This window comes from Alcaligenes sp. 1735tsa3 (genome assembly GCF_024134565.1).
GTDB lineage: Bacteria > Pseudomonadota > Gammaproteobacteria > Burkholderiales > Burkholderiaceae_B > Alcaligenes > Alcaligenes phenolicus.
This window is the reverse complement of the sequence record NZ_CP099862.1, coordinates 2,231,588-2,250,122: the sequence shown is the minus strand read 5'-3', so window position 1 is coordinate 2,250,122 and position 18,535 is coordinate 2,231,588. Positions and strand designations below refer to the sequence as shown.

Sequence of the window (18,535 nt, the reverse complement as noted above, 5' to 3'; positions counted from 1 at the left end):
TACCAGTATTCGCCTGATAGTTAAGGCGTATTGGATCACGGCAGGTGCTATCATCAGCGCCTGCCGTTTTTATTTTGTAATTGGTGTTGTCCATGACTCATCCTGTTCTGAAAGCCGACTCCTCGCTGAGTGACTGGCTGTCCTATCTGGAAACTTTGCATCCTTCGGCCATTGATCTGGGCCTGGGCCGGATTCGCGAGGTTGCCCAACGTCTGAACATCAAACTGGATTCTGTCGTCATTACGGTGGGGGGCACCAACGGCAAAGGCTCGACCTGCGCCATGCTGGAAGCGATTTTGCTGGCCGCCGCGTACAAGGTAGGCGTGTACGCCTCTCCGCATCTGGTGCGCTATAACGAACGCATTCGCTTGAATGGCGAGATGGCCGAAGATGCGCAGATCACGGCGCAATTTGCCCGTATCAACGAAGCTCGTGGCGATCTGACGCTGACTTATTTTGAGTTTTCCACGCTGGCTGCCTTGTTGCTGTTCCAGGAGCAGCGTGTTGATGTCGCGGTGCTGGAAGTGGGCCTGGGTGGTCGCCTCGATGCCGTCAACATCATTGATGCGGACTGTTCCATCATTACCAGCATTGATATCGACCATGCTGAGTACCTGGGCAATACCCGTGAACAGGTGGCCTGGGAGAAAGCCCATATTTTCCGTGCCGATCGTCCTGCGATCTGTGCCGATCCCGTGCCGCCACAGACCATGCTGGATTACGCCCAGGAAATTGGTGCCCAATTGTGGCTGTTTGGCAAAGATTTCAACTATTCCGGCGACCGTCAGCAATGGGCTTACGGTGGCCGCAATCAGCGCCGCGCTGCCCTGGCTTACCCGGCCTTGCGTGGAGCGAATCAGCTGCTGAATGCTTCTGCGGCATTAGCTGCGCTGGAGTCGCTGCACCCACGTTTGGCTGTGCCTGCGCAAGCTGTACGTGCCGGTTTATTGCGCGCTCACATGCCGGGCCGCTTCCAGATTCAACCTGGCCAGCCTTGTGTGATTTTTGACGTGGCCCACAACCCCCATGCGGCGGCTGCCCTGGCGCAGAACCTGAACAATATGCCGCCTTACCCCAAGACGATTGCCGTCGTGGGTATGTACAAGGACAAGGATGTGGACGGCGTGATCGCCCGCATGGCTACCCGTATCGACCACTGGATGTGTGCCAGTCTGGAAGGTCCACGCAGCATGTCGGGTGAAGAATTGGCCAATCATGTACGCGCGGTTCTGGCCAGTGGTCAGACGCCTGATGATGTGTTGGCACCCGAGGCTGAATCCGGCTCGCATCGCCCAGGTGTTCGGCCGGTTGCCCGCGCTTCGGTCAGTAAAGCGTCAGCGGTCGTATCCAGTTACAACAGTCCTCAGCTCGCTTACGAGGCGGCGTTAAAAGAGGCCAGTGACAATGATAGAATTGTCGTGTTTGGCTCGTTTGCGACAGTAGGACCAATACTTGAAGCCGCAAACGACCGTTCATCTTCCTGAATATCAGTAAGACTGCTTATTTCATAGGTCTAGGGCTCATGGGTTTATTTTCACGTAACGATACTTCCTCATCGTCGGGTCGCCGCGGCAGTGCTTCCAGCGATTCACAATTATCGGAACTGCGTGGACGGGCTCGCCGCCGTCTGATCGGTGCGCTGGCTCTGGTTCTGGCCGTCGTCGTGCTGGTGCCCATGCTGACCGCCGACAAGACCCCACCTGAGCCCGAGCAGTCTTTGGCCCTGGGTCCCATCGGTCAGACAACGGGGCAGGGCACAGTGCAGACTCGTCCCGGCGAGCTGGTGGTGCAAGAAGGCACGCCTGCTCCTGTCATCGAACAACCTGACGAGCCGCTGGTCACTGATCCTTCCACCAGTACCGACGGTGGTCTGGCCGTGGTCAATCCCGGTCTGGAAACCGATCCTGCTCCTGTCACGACACCTAGCACTCCCGCTGCGCCGCCGCCTGTGACCACACGTCCAGAGACGCCCAAGCCGGTTGAGAAGCCCAAGCCAGTCGAAAAACCCAAGCCAAGCCCAGCGCCTGCACAAAATGGCCGTACCGATGACGGCTCCTACGCGCTGGCCCTGCTGGAAGGCCGTGTCCCGAGTAAACCAGCCCCTGCTGCTGCCGCTAAACCGGCTACGCAACAAGGCAACTTCATTTTGCAGATTGTCGCCTATTCCAACCAGAACGATGCCCAGTCGCGTCGTGATCAGCTGGTATCGGCCGGTGTGACCAATGCCTATGTAGAGACGGCACAAAGTGGTGGCAAGCCAACCTATCGTTTGCGCGTGGGGCCATTCCCCACCCGTGAGGCGGCTCAGGCAGCCCAGGCCCGCTTGCGCTCGCTCGGTTACGAGAACAGTTTTATCTCGGCTAAGTGAGCAGCTTCGACTATATCGTCCTTGGAATTGTGGGTGTGTCAGGCCTTCTGGGCCTGATACGCGGATTGATCAAGGAAGTTCTTTCGCTCAGCGCCTATTTGCTGGCCTTCATGGCCGCAATCTGGTGGGGGCCACGCACATCAGGCTGGATACAAGTCTGGGTAGAAAACGGCTTATTACGTACGGCTTTGGCCTACGGAGCCGTTTTTTTTATGGTCTTGCTACTGGTGGGCCTGTTGAACATGCTGTTGGCCAGCTTGATCGAGCAAACGGGTTTGACGCCCGCCGATCATGGCTTGGGCGGCCTGTTCGGGCTGGCTCGCGGGGTGCTGCTGGTGCTGATTCTGGTCATCCTGGCCGGGCATACCGATTTACCTAAGGAACCGTGGTGGGAGCAGGCCAAGCTGGCCGAGCCTGCGATCCGCGCGGTGCAGTCGATTAAGGCCATGCTGCCGCCGTCTCTGGCAGAATGGCTGCCTTATTGAGAACACACTAACGGGAACCAATCATGTGTGGAGTTGTAGGGGTTGTTGCGCGCAGCCCTGTAAATCAGTTGATCTATGACAGTTTGCTCTTGCTGCAGCATCGCGGGCAGGATGCTGCGGGGCTGGCGACCTGGCACGACCAGTTCTTCAGCATGCACAAGGCATTTGGCCTGGTGCGGGACGTATTCCGTACCCGTAACATGCGCTCCTTGCCGGGCAATAGCGGTATTGGCCACGTGCGTTACCCCACGGCAGGCTCCAGCCAGAGCGTGGAGGAGGCGCAGCCGTTTTACGTCAACGCCCCCTTTGGTCTGAGCTTTGTGCACAACGGCAATCTGACCAATTGGCGTGAGCTGCGTGAAGAACTGTTCACCATTGATCGTCGCCACATCAACACCAACTCGGATTCCGAGGTTCTGCTGAATGTGTATGCCCACGAGCTGCAACGCGCTGCCACGGGTCCTGAGTTGACTCAGGACGAAGTGTTTGAAGCCGTCGCTGCTGTGCACCGCCGTGCACGTGGGGCTTATGCGGTAGTCTCGCAAATCGCCAATTTCGGTCTGGTGGCTTTCCGTGATCCGAACGGGATTCGTCCTTTGTGCCTGGGTCGTAATGTGACGCCCAAGGGTGAAGAATGGATGATTGCTTCCGAGTCCGTTGCCTTGACCGGTTGCGGCTTCGAGCTGGTCCGCGACGTTGAGCCCGGCGAGGCCATCATTGTGGATCTGGACGGTAATCTCAGCAGCCGCCAGTGCGCCGAGAACCCGCGCCTGAATCCCTGTGTCTTTGAGTACGTGTACTTCGCCCGCCCCGATTCCACTGTTGATGGTGTGTCGGTTTACGACGCCCGTTTGCTAATGGGTGAGTACTTGGCCGAGAACGTCGCCAAGAACCTGCGTCTGGCCGATATCGATGTGGTCATGCCTATCCCTGACTCGGCCCGTCCATCGGCCATGCAGTTGGCAGCACACTTGAACCTGAACTACCGCGAAGGCTTCATCAAGAACCGCTACGTGGGCCGCACCTTTATCATGCCCGGTCAGGAAGTGCGCAAGAAGTCGGTGCGTCAGAAACTGAGTGCTATTCCCATGGAGTTCCGTGGCAAGAACGTGCTGCTGGTGGATGACTCTATCGTGCGTGGTACAACGAGCCGCCAGATTGTGGATATGGCCCGTGCCGCGGGTGCGAACAAGGTGTTCTTTGCTTCGGCAGCACCACCGGTCCGCTTTCCGAACGTGTACGGCATCGACATGCCTACGGTTTCCGAGCTGATCGCCACAGGTCGTGATGTGGATCAGGTTGCCAAGGAAATTGGTGTGGACGGTCTGGTTTATCAGGACCTGCACGATCTGGAACAATCCCTGCGTGACTTGAACCCACGCTTTGCCGGCTTTGAGTCCTCCTGCTTTAGCGGCGAGTACGTTACGGGGGATGTGGACGAGGCTTATCTGAATCTGTTGGCGGAAGGCCGCAAGAATGGTCGTGAAGTGCCTGACGTAACGGACTGATAGCTTGATCTTATGCTCGATTGGAAAAACCCGCTTTTATAGCGGGTTTTTTTTGAATTTATGATTGCGGGGTGGTTTTGGATATTTTATTTTCAGGCTTTAATTATCAGTCTCTTATATAAATTAAACCTATTGTTTTTTAATTTTTGATGATTTTATAATCTACGGATTAATTTCATATTATTTAATAATCAGCTTATATTTTTCTTTGTTTCTTTCGATAAATCATGCGCCTTGGTGCGCATTCTATCTGGAATCAAAGATGAAAAACCCAAGCAAAGATATGGAATCTGATCAGGTATTAACTGATCCTGATCCCACAGAGCAGATTCCTGTCAGTATTCAATCTGGTATCGACTTTCCTGCCTTGCATCATTTGCTGGAGCAGGCCCTGGAGCAAAACCGGGTGATGGGTGCCGTGGTGCTGGTCGCTTACCAAGGTGAACTGATATTTCGTTTTAGTGGTGGCTGGGCGAATAAGGAGCGGGCCCAAGCCATGCATGAAGATACGGTCTTCAGTTTGGGGTCCTTGAGCAAGACAATCAGTTCCTGGCTGGCCTTGCGTTTGATTGAGCGGGGGCTGCTTTCTTTGAAAGATAGAATCACGCGCTATCTTCCCCATTTCGGCCCCAGTTTTAATTCTATTTGCCCGCCTATTTCCATTCATCAATTGCTGACTCACACATCGGGGCTTAGTTATCGTTTTATTGATGGTGAGGAGAGTGCTTACGCTCAGGCTCAGGTCAGTGATGGGCTGGATGATCCAGAACTGAGCTGGCAAGAGAATTTTCGACGTATTTGCTCCGTACCACTACGTTTTGCACCGGGTACAGGCTGGCGTTACTCCTTGGGAGTGGATGTAGTGGGGCAGGCTTTGCAAATTGCTTCGGGACGGGGCTTGTCGGAGTTACTGGAGGACAGCATTAGTCGTCCCTTGGGCTTGAGACATTGTTCCTTTTACAAGCGCGATGATTTTCAGATGGCCGTGCCGTATCGAAATCATGAGGCTTGCTTGACGCGGGTGGATGGTGCGTTGGATCTGGGTATCGGCGTGCTGCGGTTTGATGAGCAGAGCCTGTCACAGCGCTCCAGGCCGATCTATGCGGGGGCATCCATGCTTGGGTCCGGGGCAGATTTGATGCGCATACTTCTGGCTTTGCGAAATGGGAGTTTGCTTTCCAAGCCGTATTGCGAAGCGCTGTTTACCGATCATGTGCCATATTCTGCCAAATGCATGTGGCCAAATTGGGGCTATACCTACGGGGCCGCCATTTCACGACAGCTGCCTGAGCGGACCATGCCGATGTCTGCTGGGAGCTTGCAGTGGGTCGGTGCATTCGGGCAGAAGTGGATGTTTGATCGACAGCAGGACCTCATCATTGTCAGCATGACCAATACCGCTCCAGAGGGCCTGTTTGGTGCATTTCCGGATCAGGTGCGTGACGCTGTTTATACCGATTTGGGTTTGATGCCTGATTAAGCAGGGTGGAACAAAAAAGCCCTGCTGGAAGGCAGGGCTTCATGGCTGTAGTGGCTGCCCAGGCGCTTAGGCCCCTCGTCGCTTGAACAGCGTCAGCAACAAACCCAGGCCCAGGATCACAAATAGCGCCAAGCTCCAGTAAGCGTATTCAATCCCCAGCAAAGGTTGGCGTGCATCCATGCAGGAGGCATAAATACCAAATAGCCAAGGCAAGCCGCTTTCCAGGCCGGACTGGGTAATGAAGCGATCGGCAAAGGTCTGGTCGCAGCTGAATAGGTGCTGCGCGACCGATACCTGATACCAGGCAGCCAGAATGCCACCTACTGAGGTAGCCAGACCCAGCAAGCTGGCAATGGTAGAACTGCGCTGATGCCCCAGTTGGCGCAACACACCAGCAACCAGGCTGAACACGCCCAACACAATGAAAATCAGGCGTTGCAGGACGCACCAGGCGCAAGGCGGGATGCTGAATACATGCTGGGAAAGCAGTGCAATGCCTACGCCGGAAAAGGCGAGCAGGGCGATCAGATAGTAGGGTGCAGCGGACTGGCGGGAGGATGCGGCCATGGTATCAAGAGGAACTTAAAGAATGAAAGGTAGATGCTTCGTGCAGCAAACCCAGGAAAAGTTCATGGAAACCGGCCCAGGTAATCTGCACGCCCAGGCATAAGAGAATAAAGGCGGACAGGCGCATCACGACAGCCGTGCCATTTTTACCCAGTTTGTACAGGAATTGCGATGCAAAACGTAAGGCCAGAAACACGATAAAACTGGCCGCAGCAATAGCAGGCAGCGCGCCAGCCAGCTTGCTCATGGTGCCGGTGACCGAGTTGTCATGCAAGGTTGCCCCTACCGTCAGTGCCGCAGACAAGGAGCCGGGGCCGCAGAGCATGGGAAAGGTCAGGGGGTAGAAGGCTTTGGAGCGGATCTGTTCCCAGGAGTAGGACTCGGCCATGTTCTGCGCATGGGCAGCGTCAAAGTCCGAGGCGTTGATCAGGCGCCAGGCTGTGGCAATCACCAGCAGGCCCCCGCCAATTCGGATGATGGGCAGGGAAATGCCAAAGAAATTCAGCACGATATTGCCCGCGACCATGGCAATGGCCAGCATGATGAAAATATTGATGGCAACTTTCTTGGCCAGGCGAGCGCGATCAGGCACGCTGGCGCCTTCGGTGAGGGTCAGAAAGATGGGAGCGGCCGCAGGCGGGTTCAGCATGGGCAAGAGTGTCGCCAATGCAAACAGGAAGCTGCGGCTGACATCAGCAAATACGGAGGAGAGTTCCATTAAGACGGGGTGGCTTGTTGAGAGAGGGCTAAACGTACATCGCGCTCCAGGCGCAATTGATTACGGTTCTGTTCCAGTGCGGCACCGCTCAGGATGAAGACGTCTTCCACGCGATCGCCCAGGGTCATGACTTTGGCCGAGCGCAGTCGCACGTCGTGGTGCTCGAATACTTGGGCGAGACTGTACAACAAACCGCGCCGGTCTGTGGCACTTAGCGTCAAAATCCAGTCCTGCCCTTGCTCTTCCTGACGCAGATCCACGGTGGGCTGAATGGGAAAGACTCGAGCCCGGCGGGAGCGGATGTCGCGGTAGTGGTCGTGCGGGGGCTCGCTAGGCAGCAGGTCTTGCTGGAGTGCCTGGCATAACTCGGTTTCGATCAGCAAAGGGTCGCGCCGCAGGGCGTGGTCGTAGGCGGGCAGCATGACGATGAAACTGTCCAGCGCCCAGCCGTGGCGAGTCGTGTAAATGCGAGCGTCCTGAATGCTGACGGCCTGGCTGTCAAAGTAGCGGCAGATACGTAAGAACAGGCCGCTGGCGTCCTGGGTGTAGACCAGCACCTGCAGGGCGTCGGTTTGGCCGGCAGGGCGTATGCGTACGATGGGTGTCAGGCTGTGGGACTGGTGGTAGAGCTGGATGGTATGCCAGGCGATTTCGCTAGCGTCGTGGCGCAGGAAATAGGGCTTGTCCAGCCATTGCCAGAAGTCCTCGCGGGCTTCATCCAGTAGACCAGCCAGACGAATTTCGCCAGCGGCGTCACGCTTGCGTTGATCCAGTACGGACACGCCATCCTTGGCCTGCCGTCCTAAAGCTGCCAGTGACAGCTTGTACAGGTCTTCCAGCAGCTTGCCTTTCCAGGAGTTCCATACCGTTGGGCTGGTGGCCCGAATGTCGGCGACAGTCAGCAGGTACAGGGCAGTCAGGCGGCGTTCCGTACCTACGGTTTGCAGGAACTGGAAAATGACATTCGGGTCGCTCAAATCGCGTTTCTGAGCCACTTGCGACATGGTCAGGTGCTCGCGCACCAAAAACACCACCAGCTCTGCGTCCACCGGCATCAAGCCGTGATCCTGGCAAAATGCCAAGGCGTCCTGCGCACCCAGCTCGGAGTGATTGCCGCCGCGTCCTTTGGCAATGTCGTGAAAGAGGGCGGCGATATACAGCAGCCAGTGGCGATCAAAACCGCTCATCAGCTGATTAGCCATGGACAGCTCTTCGCTGTGCTCGGCCATGGTGAAGCGGCGTAGGTTGCGTATGACCTTTAGCGTGTGCTCGTCCACGGTGTAAGCGTGGAACAGGTCGTGCTGCATTTGTCCGACGACGCGTCGAAAGACTGGCAGATAGCGCGGCAGCAGATTCAGCAGATTCATCAGCCGCAAGGTATGCACGATGCCTTTGTTCTGCTGCAGGATTTCCAGAAACAGACGTCGATTCCGGGGCTCGGCCCGGAACTTGGCATCGATCAGGCGGCGGGCGTGCCAGAGGGCTCGCAAGGTATCGGCTTTCAGACCACGCAGATTGGGCTGTTGCTGCAAATGCAGCATGGCCACAAAAATCAAAGAGGGGTCTTGCTCGAAGCCATCAGGCTGACGCAGTTCCAGCTGTCCATGATGAATCTGGAAGTGGCTGTCCAGAATCAGCGGTTCCTGATCGGTTTGCGGGAACAGGTGCTCCTCGATGCTGCGCATCAGGATCAGATTGAGCTGGCTGACAATCTTGGCGGCCCAGTAGTAACGCTGCATCAGCAGTTCACTGGCGCGTCGGGTGGCCGTGGGTTGAAAACCGTAAATGTCAGCCAGACGTGGTTGCAGGTCAAACAGCAGTCTGTCTTCGGCGCGGCCGGTCAGTAGATGAAGCTCAATGCGCAGACGCTTGAAAGCTTCTTCCACGCGTTGCAGAGCTTTCAGCTCGGATTCCGTCAGTAGTTCGGATTGCGCGACATCCACCCAACTGCGACCCAAACCGGCTGCCCGTGCCATCCAGAGCAGCACCTGCAGGTCGCGCAAGGCGCCAGGAGACTCTTTGCAATTGGGTTCCAGGGAGTAGGGGGTGTCTTGCAGATGCGCATGACGCTGCTGCTGTTCGGCCTGTTTGGCCAGGAAGAAGGCCTGCGGGTCCATCTGGCTTTGCAGTTGCTGTTGGGCATGGCGTAGCAGCAATCGGGAACCCGCCAGCCAGCGGCTTTCCAGCAAGGCGGTTTCGGTGGTGATGTCCTGGCTGGCTTGTTCCAGGCATTGGGCGGGCGTGGCCACATTATGGCTGGGAGCCAGACCTATATCCCACAAGGCGGCGACCAGTGCCTGAATCCGGTCTATATCCTCTGCATTGGGCTCGCGTTGCAACAGGATCAGCAAGTCCACATCCGAATGCGGATACAGCTCCCCGCGACCATACCCCCCCAAGGCCGCCAGGCTGGCTTGGCGGGGCAGGGGGTAACGGACCAGAAGCTCACGCAGACCTTGGTCGCAAATCTGGCACAGGCTTTTGAGCAGGCGATCGCAATGCAGGTCTTGCCTGAAGCGCTCGTAGGCCCTAGCCCGGCGGCAAGCAATTCTGTCGCGAAGCTGGGCCAGGAAAGACATGGTTCAGGCCTTGTTGATGATGGCTGGAGGGGCAGGCATGCCGGGCGAGACGGTCAGCACTTCGTAGCCGGTATCGGTTACCAGCACCGCGTGCTCCCATTGGGCCGACAGGCTGTGGTCGCGGGTCACCACGGTCCATTGGTCAGCCAGCGTGCGCAGTTCGCGACGACCGGCGTTGATCATGGGCTCGATGGTGAAAATCATGCCAGGTTCCAGTTTTACGCCGGTGCCGGGTTTGCCGTAATGCAGCACTTGCGGGTCTTGGTGAAACTTCTGGCCCACACCATGGCCGCAGTATTCGCGCACAACGGAAAAACCTTGTTTTTCAGCGTGTTGCTGAATGGCGTGGCCGACATCACCCAGGGTGGCGCCAGGTTTGACTTGATCAATACCCAGCCACATGCATTCGTAGGTGGTTTCAGTCAGGCGGCGGGCCAGGATGCTGGGCTCGCCCACGTAGTACATACGGCTGGTGTCGCCAAACCAGCCGTCTTGAATAATGGTGACGTCCATATTCAGAATGTCGCCATTTTTCAACACTTTATCGCCGGGGATGCCGTGACAGATAACGTGGTTGACGGAGGTACAAATAGAGCCTGGAAAGGGTGGGTAGCCAGGAGGCGCGTAGCCTACGGTGGCAGATTTGACCCCCAGTTCATTGATGCGCTCCATGCACAGGCGATCCAGTTCGCCGGTCGTGACACCTGCTTTGACAAAGGGAGTCAGGTAATCAAGGATGGATGCCGCGGTCTGGCAAGCAGCGCGCATTTTTTCGAGATCAGTGGGGTCTGTGACGAGAATACTCATAGCAACTTGAACAGGTCTATTGAAAAATAGTAGAATTATAGGCTTTTGTGAATTTTGCAGTTACGCACAGTCCCGTTTGGGGTGATCTGGCGGCTTCCAAGCAAGGCGGTGTCAGGCAGCGCAAGACGCTGTTTACCGCATTAAATCTAGGTTCTCCTGGGTTGACCGGCTTTTCTCAGGCTTTCTGAATCTTCAGAACTGATGAGTCAAGCAAGGGGTCAGGACAGTCTGCTCCAAGATTGAAAAAAACGCCTCAGGGCGCTGCGAGCCAGCAAAAACACGCAAAATTCACAACGAATACAGGGCCAGCACGATCACAAGCGTTGCAAAAGCAACATGGGCAGCAGCCCGGTTCTTGTTCGACAGAGGCTGACCAGGCAATCCTCTAGGATACACCTGCGAACAGTACCCTGTATGCAGGCGGTAGCCAGAAAAGTTTCAGGCTCGGGCCCGGATGGCAGATATCTTGTCTGCCTGCAGGCGTGAGTCCGTTGCAGTGCAGGCGTTCGCTCATGTTGGGCAACGTTTTTATGTTTTAAGTTGTAAATCGCGTGACTGTCCGTCTCGGGGTGTCTGGAATGCAGCACAGGCTGCGGCCCTTACCGGATACCGGGCAGTTACAAGACCAAACCCTTGGAGAACTTTATGTCTTTAATGCGTGAAATGCTGGAAGCTGGTGTGCACTTTGGCCACCAAACCCGTTACTGGAACCCCAAGATGGCTCCGTTCATCTTCGGTCAGCGTAACAACATCCACATCATCAACCTGGAAAAAACGGTTGTTCAGTACGAAGAAGCAACCAAATTCGTGCGTCAACTGGCTGCCCGTGGTGGCAACGTGCTGTTTGTAGGCACCAAGCGCGCTGCTCGCGAACTGGTGGCTGCTGAGGCCGAACGTTGCGGCATGCCTTACGTCGACAGCCGCTGGTTGGGTGGCATGATGACCAACTTCAAAACGGTCAAGACTTCCATCAAGCGTCTGAAGGAAATGGAAGCTCAGATGGCTGAAGGCCGTCTGGAAACCATGAGCAAGAAAGAAGCCTTGATGTTCGAACGCGAACTGGAAAAGCTGAACAAGGCCATCGGCGGTATCAAGGACATGAACAACCTGCCTGACGCCCTGTTCGTGATCGACGTTGGCTACCACAAGATTGCCGTGGCTGAAGCCCGCACTCTGGGTATCCCCGTGGTGGCCGTGGTTGATACCAACCACTCGCCAGAAGGTCTGGATTACGTGATCCCTGGTAACGATGACTCGGCCAAGGCTATCGCTCTGTACGCCCGTGGCATGGCTGACGCCGTGCTGGCTGGCCGCGAACAGAACCTGAATGGTCTGGTTGAAGAAATCGCCGCTGACGAAGAGTTCGTCGAAGTTCAGGCTGACACCCAGGAGTAACAGGCTCACCGCTGTCTGCCAGACACCATCAGTTGTCATGGCAGACAGCTACAGTGACCCTTCGTATCGCCCCGGCTTGCCGGGGCATGTTCTACAGAATTGGAGAAAACCGTGGCTCAAATCACCGCATCGATGGTTAAAGAATTGCGCGAGAAAACCGACGCGCCCATGATGGAATGCAAAAAAGCACTGACCGAAGCCGACGGCGATATGGCACGTGCTGAAGAAATCTTGCGCGTGAAGCTGGGCAGCAAGGCTAGCAAAGCAGCTACCCGCGTTACCGCTGAAGGCCTGGTTTCTGTTTACATCGCTGACGATGCCAAGACCGGCTCCGTAGTTGAAGTTAACTGCGAAACCGACTTTGTTGCCAAGAACGATGACTTCATCGGCTTTATCAACGACGTCGCCCAACTGGTCGCCAAGAACAACCCGGCAGATCTGGCCGCTTTGGCTGAACTGCCACTGGCCGACAGCAATGTCGAGACCGTGCGCGCTGCTCTGGTTGGCAAAATTGGTGAAAATATCTCGATCCGTCGCTTCCAGCGCTACGAAACAGCCGGCCAACTGGCCAGCTACGTTCACGGTGGCAAGATCGGCGTATTGGTTGATTTCGCCGGTGGCGACGAAGAAGTGGGTAAAGACCTGGCCATGCACATCGCCGCGACTCGTCCTAAAGCAATGGACGCTTCGGGTGTTGACGCTGCCGAGATCGAAGCCGAGCGCTCCGTGGCTGCTCAGAAAGCCGCTGAATCCGGCAAACCTGCTGACATCGTCACCAAAATGGTTGACGGCGCTGTTGCCAAGTTCCTGAAAGAAGTGACTCTGCTGAGCCAGCCTTTCGTCAAGAACGACAAGCAAAGCGTGCAGCAAATGCTGGACGAGAAAAAAGCATCGATCGCTGGCTTTACCCTGTACGTTGTGGGTGAAGGCATTGAGAAGCGTGTTGAAGATTTCGCCGCTGAGGTAGCTGCTGCTGCCGGCCAAGCCTAATCTAGCTTGTTTTTTCAGGGCAGGCACCGTAGTGGCGGTGCCTGCCCTGCTGCTTTACACTCTCTTCTGTCTTCGTCACTTGGAATCCCACCCATGACTACCCCTCATTACAAACGTGTTCTGTTGAAGCTCTCCGGCGAAGCGCTGATGGGCGAGGACTCGTTCGGTATTAATCGCAGCACAATCATTCGCATGACGGAGGAGATCGCCCAGGTTGCCCAGTTGGGGGTACAGCTGGCTATCGTGATTGGCGGGGGCAATATCTTTCGCGGCATCGCTCCAGGTGCCCAGGGCATGGATCGTGCGACAGCCGACTACATGGGCATGATGGCTACCGTCATGAATGCGCTGGCCTTGCAAGATGCCTTGAAGCACCGTGGCCTGGATGCCCGTGTGCAATCTGCCCTGAATATTGAGCAGGTCGTAGAGCCTTACATTCGTCCCAAGGCACTGCGTTACCTGGAAGAAAACAAAGTTGTTATTTTTGCAGCCGGTACGGGCAACCCGTTCTTTACTACCGATACGGCAGCAGCCTTGCGCGGCGCCGAAGTGGGTGCGGAAATCGTACTGAAAGCGACCAAAGTCGACGGCATCTACAGTGCCGATCCCAATAAAGATCCAGGTGCGACGCGTTACTCGCGTATCAGCTTTGATGAGGCTATCGTACGCCGTCTGGAAGTGATGGACGCGACCGCCTTTGCCTTGTGTCGCGATCAGAAACTGCCGATCAAAGTGTTCTCCATCAACAAGCCCGGCGCCTTGACGCGCGCGGTCTCTGGTGAAGATGAAGGCACCCTGGTTCACGTTTAAAGTTATAGGAATTTAGTCCATGAGTCTTTCCGAGATTAAAGCATCGACCGACAGCCGGATGGGTAAGTCCCTCGAGTCTCTCAAGACAGGCCTGGCCAAAATTCGCACTGGCCGTGCTACTGCAGGCTTGCTCGATCACATTCAGGTTGAGTACTACGGCTCCATGGTGCCGGTCAGCCAGGTGGGCAACATCACGGTGGTGGATGCTCGCACGCTGAACGTGCAAGTGTGGGAAAAGCATATGGCTGGCCCGATTGAAAAAGCCATTCGTGATAACGAGCTGGGTCTGAACCCCATCTCGATGGGCGAGAGCATTCGTGTGCCCATGCCTGCGCTGACCGAAGAGCGCCGTCGCGATCTGGCCAAAGTGGTGCGTGGCGAAGGCGAAGATGCCAAGGTCGCCATTCGCAACCTGCGTCGTGACGCCAATGACACGCTCAAAAAGCAAGTCAAGGACAAGGAAATCTCCGAGGACGACGAGCGTCGCGCCCAGGACGAAATCCAGAAGCTGACCGACAAGTATGTGGCTGAAGTCGACAAGCTGATCGCCCAGAAAGAAGCCGAGATCATGACGGTCTAACGGCTTTTGCACAGGTGGCTAGGTGATTTCTTTCAGTTCTACCCAAACTATTCCGGAACACGGTCAGGTTCCTGGCCACCTGGCGATTGTCATGGACGGCAATGGACGATGGGCAACCCGTCGTCTTTTGCCACGCACGGCAGGGCACTTGCGTGGTGTGCAAACCGTCCGGCGTATTGTCGAGGCCTGTGGCGAGCTCGGCGTGCGTTATTTGACCCTGTTTGCGTTCAGCTCCGAGAACTGGCGACGCCCTCCTGAAGAGGTGTCCCTGTTGATGGGGCTGTTCGTCAAGATGCTGCAAAAAGAAGTGGCAACACTGAAAAAAAACGGCGTCCGACTTCATATTATTGGTGAGCTATCCGCATTTAGCGAAGAATTGCGCGGGCTGATTGCCGACGCAGAAGAACAAACGCGTGATAACGACACCTTGCATTTGACGATTGCCGCCAATTACGGTGGTCGTTGGGATATTTTGCAGGCGACCCGAAAGGCCTTGGCTGCCAATCCCCATTTGGTCGATCATCCCGAACAACTGGATGAGGCCATGTTCAGTCCCTATTTGGCGATGTCTTACGCCCCCGAACCGGATCTGTTCATCCGCACGGGCGGAGAGCGCCGCATTTCCAATTTTTTGATCTGGCAGATGGCCTATACCGAACTGTACTTTACAGACGCGTACTGGCCGGATTTTGACCGGGCGCAGCTGGAGCAGGCCTTCGAGTGGTATCGTGGGCGCGAGCGGCGCTTTGGGCGCACCAGTGCCCAGGTGCAGGGTAGCCCCGCGCCTTGACGGAGCCTTATCTATGTTGAAACAACGAGTCATTACCGCCCTGATCCTGCTGGTCATTCTGGGCGCGGCCATGCTTGCCCCTGTGCGCTGGCCATTGCTGGCTATTTTTGTCCTGATGAGTACGCTGGCTTGCTGGGAATGGGAGCGCCTGAGCCTGTCCCAGGAGCAGCAGCGTTGGGCCTGGCCCCTGGCCTTGCTCAACGGTGCCTTGATGCTGTGGCTAAGCGTGCACTGGTATCACACCGGCCCGCAAGGGCAGGCGGCTGATTTGGTCTACCGTGGTCTGGTGCCCCTGATGGCGGCCTTGTGGGTCGTAGGCGCTACCGGGCTGGTACTGCAAGGTCAGGCCACACAGCGTGCACAAGGCGTCTTGCTTAGCGTGATGGGCGTGCTCGCTCCTTTGGTCGCCTGGGCCAGCCTGTATCTGTTTCTGCATACACAGGGCATTGTTTACGTGCTCTCCTTGCTGGTCCTGATCTGGGTGGCAGACATCGCTGCTTACTTCGCTGGACGTGCCTTCGGTAAAGCCAAACTGGCCCCGCGTGTCAGTCCGGGCAAGACCTGGGCTGGAGCGCTCGGTGGTATGGTTGCCGCTTCTGCATGGATGTTGATCAGCGCAAATTGGGCCGGCAGTTTCGGCGCCGATGTGCAGCAGCGCTGGGGCTGGGTCGCCACGGCTGCTTTGGGCCTTGCTCTGGCGGCTCTGTCTATCGTGGGTGACTTGTTCGAGTCCCTGCTCAAGCGTCGTGCCGCTGTTAAAGATTCCAGTCAATTATTGCCCGGTCATGGTGGGGTGTACGACCGTATCGACGCCTTGCTGCCGGTTGCTCCCGTGGCCTTGCTGCTAAGTGGGGCGTGGCTCTTTTAGTCCTGCGTGGATTCAAAGTGTTTGCGTCAAGGAAGAACTCATGAGTTTCCAGCATGTTTGTGTGTTAGGAGCCACTGGCTCTATTGGTATCAGCACACTGGATGTGATTGCTCGTCATCCCGATCGGATGGCGGTTTATGCCGTGAGCGGCCACACTCGTATGGAGCTGTTGGCCGAGCAAGCTCGTGACAGCGCAGCCCGTGTTGTCCTCGTGCCGGATGAAGCCGCGCGTAGCCGCTTTCTGGCCGCGTGGCAGGGCGGTGCCTTGCCGGAGATTCGGGTAGGTGCTCAGGCGCTGGCCGACACGGCTGCCGATCCGCAAGTCACTACCGTCATGGCCGCGATTATCGGCGCCGCAGGTTTGCCCTCGGCCCTGGCCGCTGCACGTGCCGGCAAGCGTGTGCTGCTGGCGAATAAAGAAGCGCTGGTTGCTGCGGGTCGTATCTTCATGCAAGCCGTGCAAGAGGGCGGGGCGCAGTTGATGCCCATTGACTCTGAGCACAGCGCCATCTATCAGTGCCTGGCGGGTGAGCTGCCGCCGGAACCTGGTCAGCCAGTTGCGGCTCTGCGCCGTCTTTTGGTAACCGCTTCCGGCGGACCTTTCCGCTCGCGCAATCTGTCCGAGCTGGAGGGAGTGACACCCGAGCAGGCCTGCGCGCATCCTAACTGGAGCATGGGCCGCAAAATTTCGGTGGACTCGGCCACCATGCTGAATAAAGGTCTGGAAGTCATCGAGGCGCATTGGCTGTTTTCAGTGCCTGTTGACCAGATTGATGTGGTGGTGCATCCGCAAAGCGTGATTCACTCCATGGTCGAGTACATAGACGGTTCCGTCATGGCGCAATTGGGTCAGCCTGACATGCGTACGGCGATTGCCTACGGTCTGGGCTTTCCGGAGCGTTTGTATAGCGGCGTAGGCTTGCTGGATCTGGCCACAATGGGACGTCTGGATTTTGAGCAGCCTGATTTTCTGCGTTTCCCCTGTCTGCGACTGGCCTATGATGCCTTGCGCAGCAGTCAGGCCGCCTGCGTGACCTTGAACGCCGCCAATGAAATCGCCGTAGACCGCTTCCTGGAACGGCAGATTGGCTATACTCAGATTCCGGCTGTGATCGAGCATTGCCTGGACAAGCTCAATGGCCGTGCCAGCCAGGCCTTGGATGCTCTGGACGGGGTCTTGGAGCTCGATAGCGAAACCCGTTCGCTGGCGCTGGATTACTGCCGAAGCTCTGCGCGTATTTAACAGGACTTAACATGCTCTTTACCGTGCTGGCTTTCTTGGTAGCGTTGGGCGTGCTGGTGACCTTTCACGAGCTGGGCCACTACTGGGTGGCCCGTCGTTGCGGGGTGCGGGTAGAGCGGTTTTCGATTGGTTTTGGCAAGGTGCTGTACCGCCGTTTTGACAAGAATGGTACCGAATGGGCCGTCTCGGCCTTGCCCTTGGGCGGCTACGTCGCCATGCAAAATGATCCGCCTGCTCATGCCACGCAGGCCCAGATCGACGAATCTTTCAACCACAAACCCCTGCGACAACGCGCCGCGATTGTGCTGGCCGGCCCGATGGCCAACCTGATTCTGGCCGTGGTGATCTATGCCTTTGTGGGCTTGCTGGGTACTCAAGAACCTATTGCGCAAATTGGCCCCGTTCCAGAAGGGACACCCGCCGCACAAGCTGGTTTCGAGGCTGGAGATCGCCTGATCTCTGTCGATGGCAAGCCGGTGGACTCCTGGTTGCAGGCGCGTTGGGCCTTTATGGACGCCTTGTCCTCGGGCGGCGAGCTGGAAGTGGGCGTCAAGGACCCGCTTGGACAGGAACAAAATCGTTACTTGAGATTACCGGCGGGCGAGATTTTGCCAGACGGGCAGGACTTGATGGCCCAGGCAGGATTGGTACTGCGTCCGGCGCGATCCATCGTCCAAGAGGTGTTTAAAGATACGGCAGCCGAACAGGCAGGCCTGCGGGAGGATGACCTTATTGTCCGGCTGGATGATTTGATCGAGCCCGGGATCACGGCTTTCGTTCAAAAGGTGCAACAATCCGCAGGCAAGACACTGGAGCTTGACGTGCTGCGGGACGGCGAAATTCAACGCCTGCTCCTCACTCCTGAAGGTGATGCCAATGCGCAGGGGCGTATCGGTGCAAAAGTGGCTATGGATATGCCCATGACACTGGTGCGTTATGGGCCGATCGAGAGCGTGGAACGCGGATTTACCCGTACCGGGCAGACCTTCTGGTTCTCTTTGAAGATGATCGGGCGCATGATTACGGGGGAAGTCTCTGTACGTAATGTCAGCGGGCCGGTTACTATTGCGGATTATGCGGGCCAGACAGCACGTATTGGCTTGATCGCCTACCTGAATTTCCTGGCCCTGATCAGTATTAGCATCGGTTTATTGAATTTGTTACCCGTACCTATGTTGGACGGGGGGCATCTACTGTACTATGCCATCGAAGCTGTGCGCGGCAAGCCCGCTTCGGAGCGTATGATGCTTGTCGGTCAGCGCCTGGGCCTGGCCTTGTTGGCCCTGCTGATGAGTATTGCTTTTTTTAATGACATCACCCGCCTTTTCAGTTGAGGGCGGGTGGCAT

The 18,535-nt window shown here is 56.7% G+C and carries 17 protein-coding genes; 13 read left to right on the top strand and 4 right to left on the bottom strand.

Features of this window, described 5'->3' with window-relative positions:
- Positions 1–92: 92 nt before the first annotated feature.
- From folC to NIZ92_RS10390, 5 genes are all read left to right on the top strand, one after another.
- A complete protein-coding gene (folC, locus tag NIZ92_RS10410) occupies positions 93–1,484 on the top strand; it encodes a bifunctional tetrahydrofolate synthase/dihydrofolate synthase (RefSeq protein WP_254001883.1) in 1,392 nt (463 codons plus the stop codon).
- A 38-nt stretch (positions 1,485–1,522) separates the two neighbouring features.
- A complete protein-coding gene (locus NIZ92_RS10405) occupies positions 1,523–2,368 on the top strand; it encodes an SPOR domain-containing protein (RefSeq protein WP_035271734.1) in 846 nt (281 codons plus the stop codon).
- The gene (locus NIZ92_RS10400) at positions 2,365–2,853 is read left to right on the top strand and encodes a CvpA family protein (RefSeq protein WP_009457028.1); all 489 of its coding nucleotides are present in this window, start codon (positions 2,365–2,367) and stop codon (positions 2,851–2,853) included. Before NIZ92_RS10405 ends, NIZ92_RS10400 begins: the two co-directional genes overlap by 4 nt.
- Before the next feature lie 23 nt (positions 2,854–2,876).
- Entirely contained in the window at positions 2,877–4,361 is a 1,485-nt protein-coding gene (purF, locus tag NIZ92_RS10395; protein ID WP_009457026.1) for an amidophosphoribosyltransferase, read from the top strand.
- Between the two features lie 262 nt (positions 4,362–4,623).
- Positions 4,624–5,841: a serine hydrolase gene (locus tag NIZ92_RS10390; protein ID WP_060185114.1), complete on the top strand. Its 1,218-nt coding sequence runs from the start codon at positions 4,624–4,626 to the stop codon at positions 5,839–5,841.
- A 66-nt stretch (positions 5,842–5,907) separates the two neighbouring features.
- On the opposite strand, the gene NIZ92_RS10385 is transcribed toward NIZ92_RS10390, so the two are convergent.
- The 4 genes from NIZ92_RS10385 to map are packed head-to-tail and all read right to left on the bottom strand — an operon-like array spanning position 5,908 to position 10,512.
- Positions 5,908–6,408, bottom strand: coding sequence for a disulfide bond formation protein B (locus tag NIZ92_RS10385; RefSeq protein WP_052159392.1), 501 nt, complete (start codon positions 6,406–6,408; stop codon positions 5,908–5,910).
- A gap of 4 nt (positions 6,409–6,412) precedes the next feature.
- A complete protein-coding gene (locus NIZ92_RS10380; protein ID WP_035271732.1) occupies positions 6,413–7,126 on the bottom strand; it encodes a MarC family protein in 714 nt (237 codons plus the stop codon).
- Positions 7,126–9,705, bottom strand: a complete 2,580-nt coding sequence (locus NIZ92_RS10375) for a [protein-PII] uridylyltransferase (RefSeq protein ID WP_251196540.1) — start codon at positions 9,703–9,705, stop codon at positions 7,126–7,128. Before NIZ92_RS10375 ends, NIZ92_RS10380 begins: the two co-directional genes overlap by 1 nt.
- A 3-nt stretch (positions 9,706–9,708) precedes the next feature.
- Entirely contained in the window at positions 9,709–10,512 is an 804-nt protein-coding gene (gene map / locus NIZ92_RS10370) for a type I methionyl aminopeptidase (RefSeq protein ID WP_009457018.1), read from the bottom strand.
- 645 nt (positions 10,513–11,157) lie between these two features.
- Between map and rpsB the strand changes: the two genes are divergently transcribed.
- The 8 genes from rpsB (at position 11,158) to rseP (ending at position 18,522) form a co-directional block, all read left to right on the top strand.
- Complete coding sequence (gene rpsB, locus NIZ92_RS10365) at positions 11,158–11,907, top strand: 30S ribosomal protein S2 (RefSeq protein ID WP_021446553.1); 750 nt, start codon at positions 11,158–11,160, stop codon at positions 11,905–11,907.
- 111 nt (positions 11,908–12,018) lie between these two features.
- Positions 12,019–12,897, top strand: a complete 879-nt coding sequence (gene tsf, locus NIZ92_RS10360) for a translation elongation factor Ts (protein ID WP_009457016.1) — start codon at positions 12,019–12,021, stop codon at positions 12,895–12,897.
- A 93-nt stretch (positions 12,898–12,990) separates the two neighbouring features.
- On the top strand, positions 12,991–13,707 hold the full coding sequence (pyrH, locus tag NIZ92_RS10355) for a UMP kinase (protein ID WP_003799741.1): 717 nt from the start codon (positions 12,991–12,993) through the stop codon (positions 13,705–13,707).
- A 19-nt stretch (positions 13,708–13,726) separates the two neighbouring features.
- Positions 13,727–14,287, top strand: a complete 561-nt coding sequence (gene frr, locus NIZ92_RS10350) for a ribosome recycling factor (RefSeq protein WP_009457015.1) — start codon at positions 13,727–13,729, stop codon at positions 14,285–14,287.
- Between the two features lie 25 nt (positions 14,288–14,312).
- The gene (uppS, locus tag NIZ92_RS10345; RefSeq protein ID WP_035271876.1) at positions 14,313–15,077 is read left to right on the top strand and encodes a polyprenyl diphosphate synthase; all 765 of its coding nucleotides are present in this window, start codon (positions 14,313–14,315) and stop codon (positions 15,075–15,077) included.
- 13 nt (positions 15,078–15,090) lie between these two features.
- Complete coding sequence (locus NIZ92_RS10340) at positions 15,091–15,945, top strand: phosphatidate cytidylyltransferase (RefSeq protein ID WP_254001882.1); 855 nt, start codon at positions 15,091–15,093, stop codon at positions 15,943–15,945.
- A gap of 40 nt (positions 15,946–15,985) precedes the next feature.
- A complete protein-coding gene (locus NIZ92_RS10335) occupies positions 15,986–17,188 on the top strand; it encodes a 1-deoxy-D-xylulose-5-phosphate reductoisomerase (RefSeq protein WP_083053483.1) in 1,203 nt (400 codons plus the stop codon).
- A gap of 11 nt (positions 17,189–17,199) precedes the next feature.
- Entirely contained in the window at positions 17,200–18,522 is a 1,323-nt protein-coding gene (gene rseP / locus NIZ92_RS10330) for an RIP metalloprotease RseP (RefSeq protein ID WP_254001881.1), read from the top strand.
- Positions 18,523–18,535 lie beyond the last annotated feature (13 nt).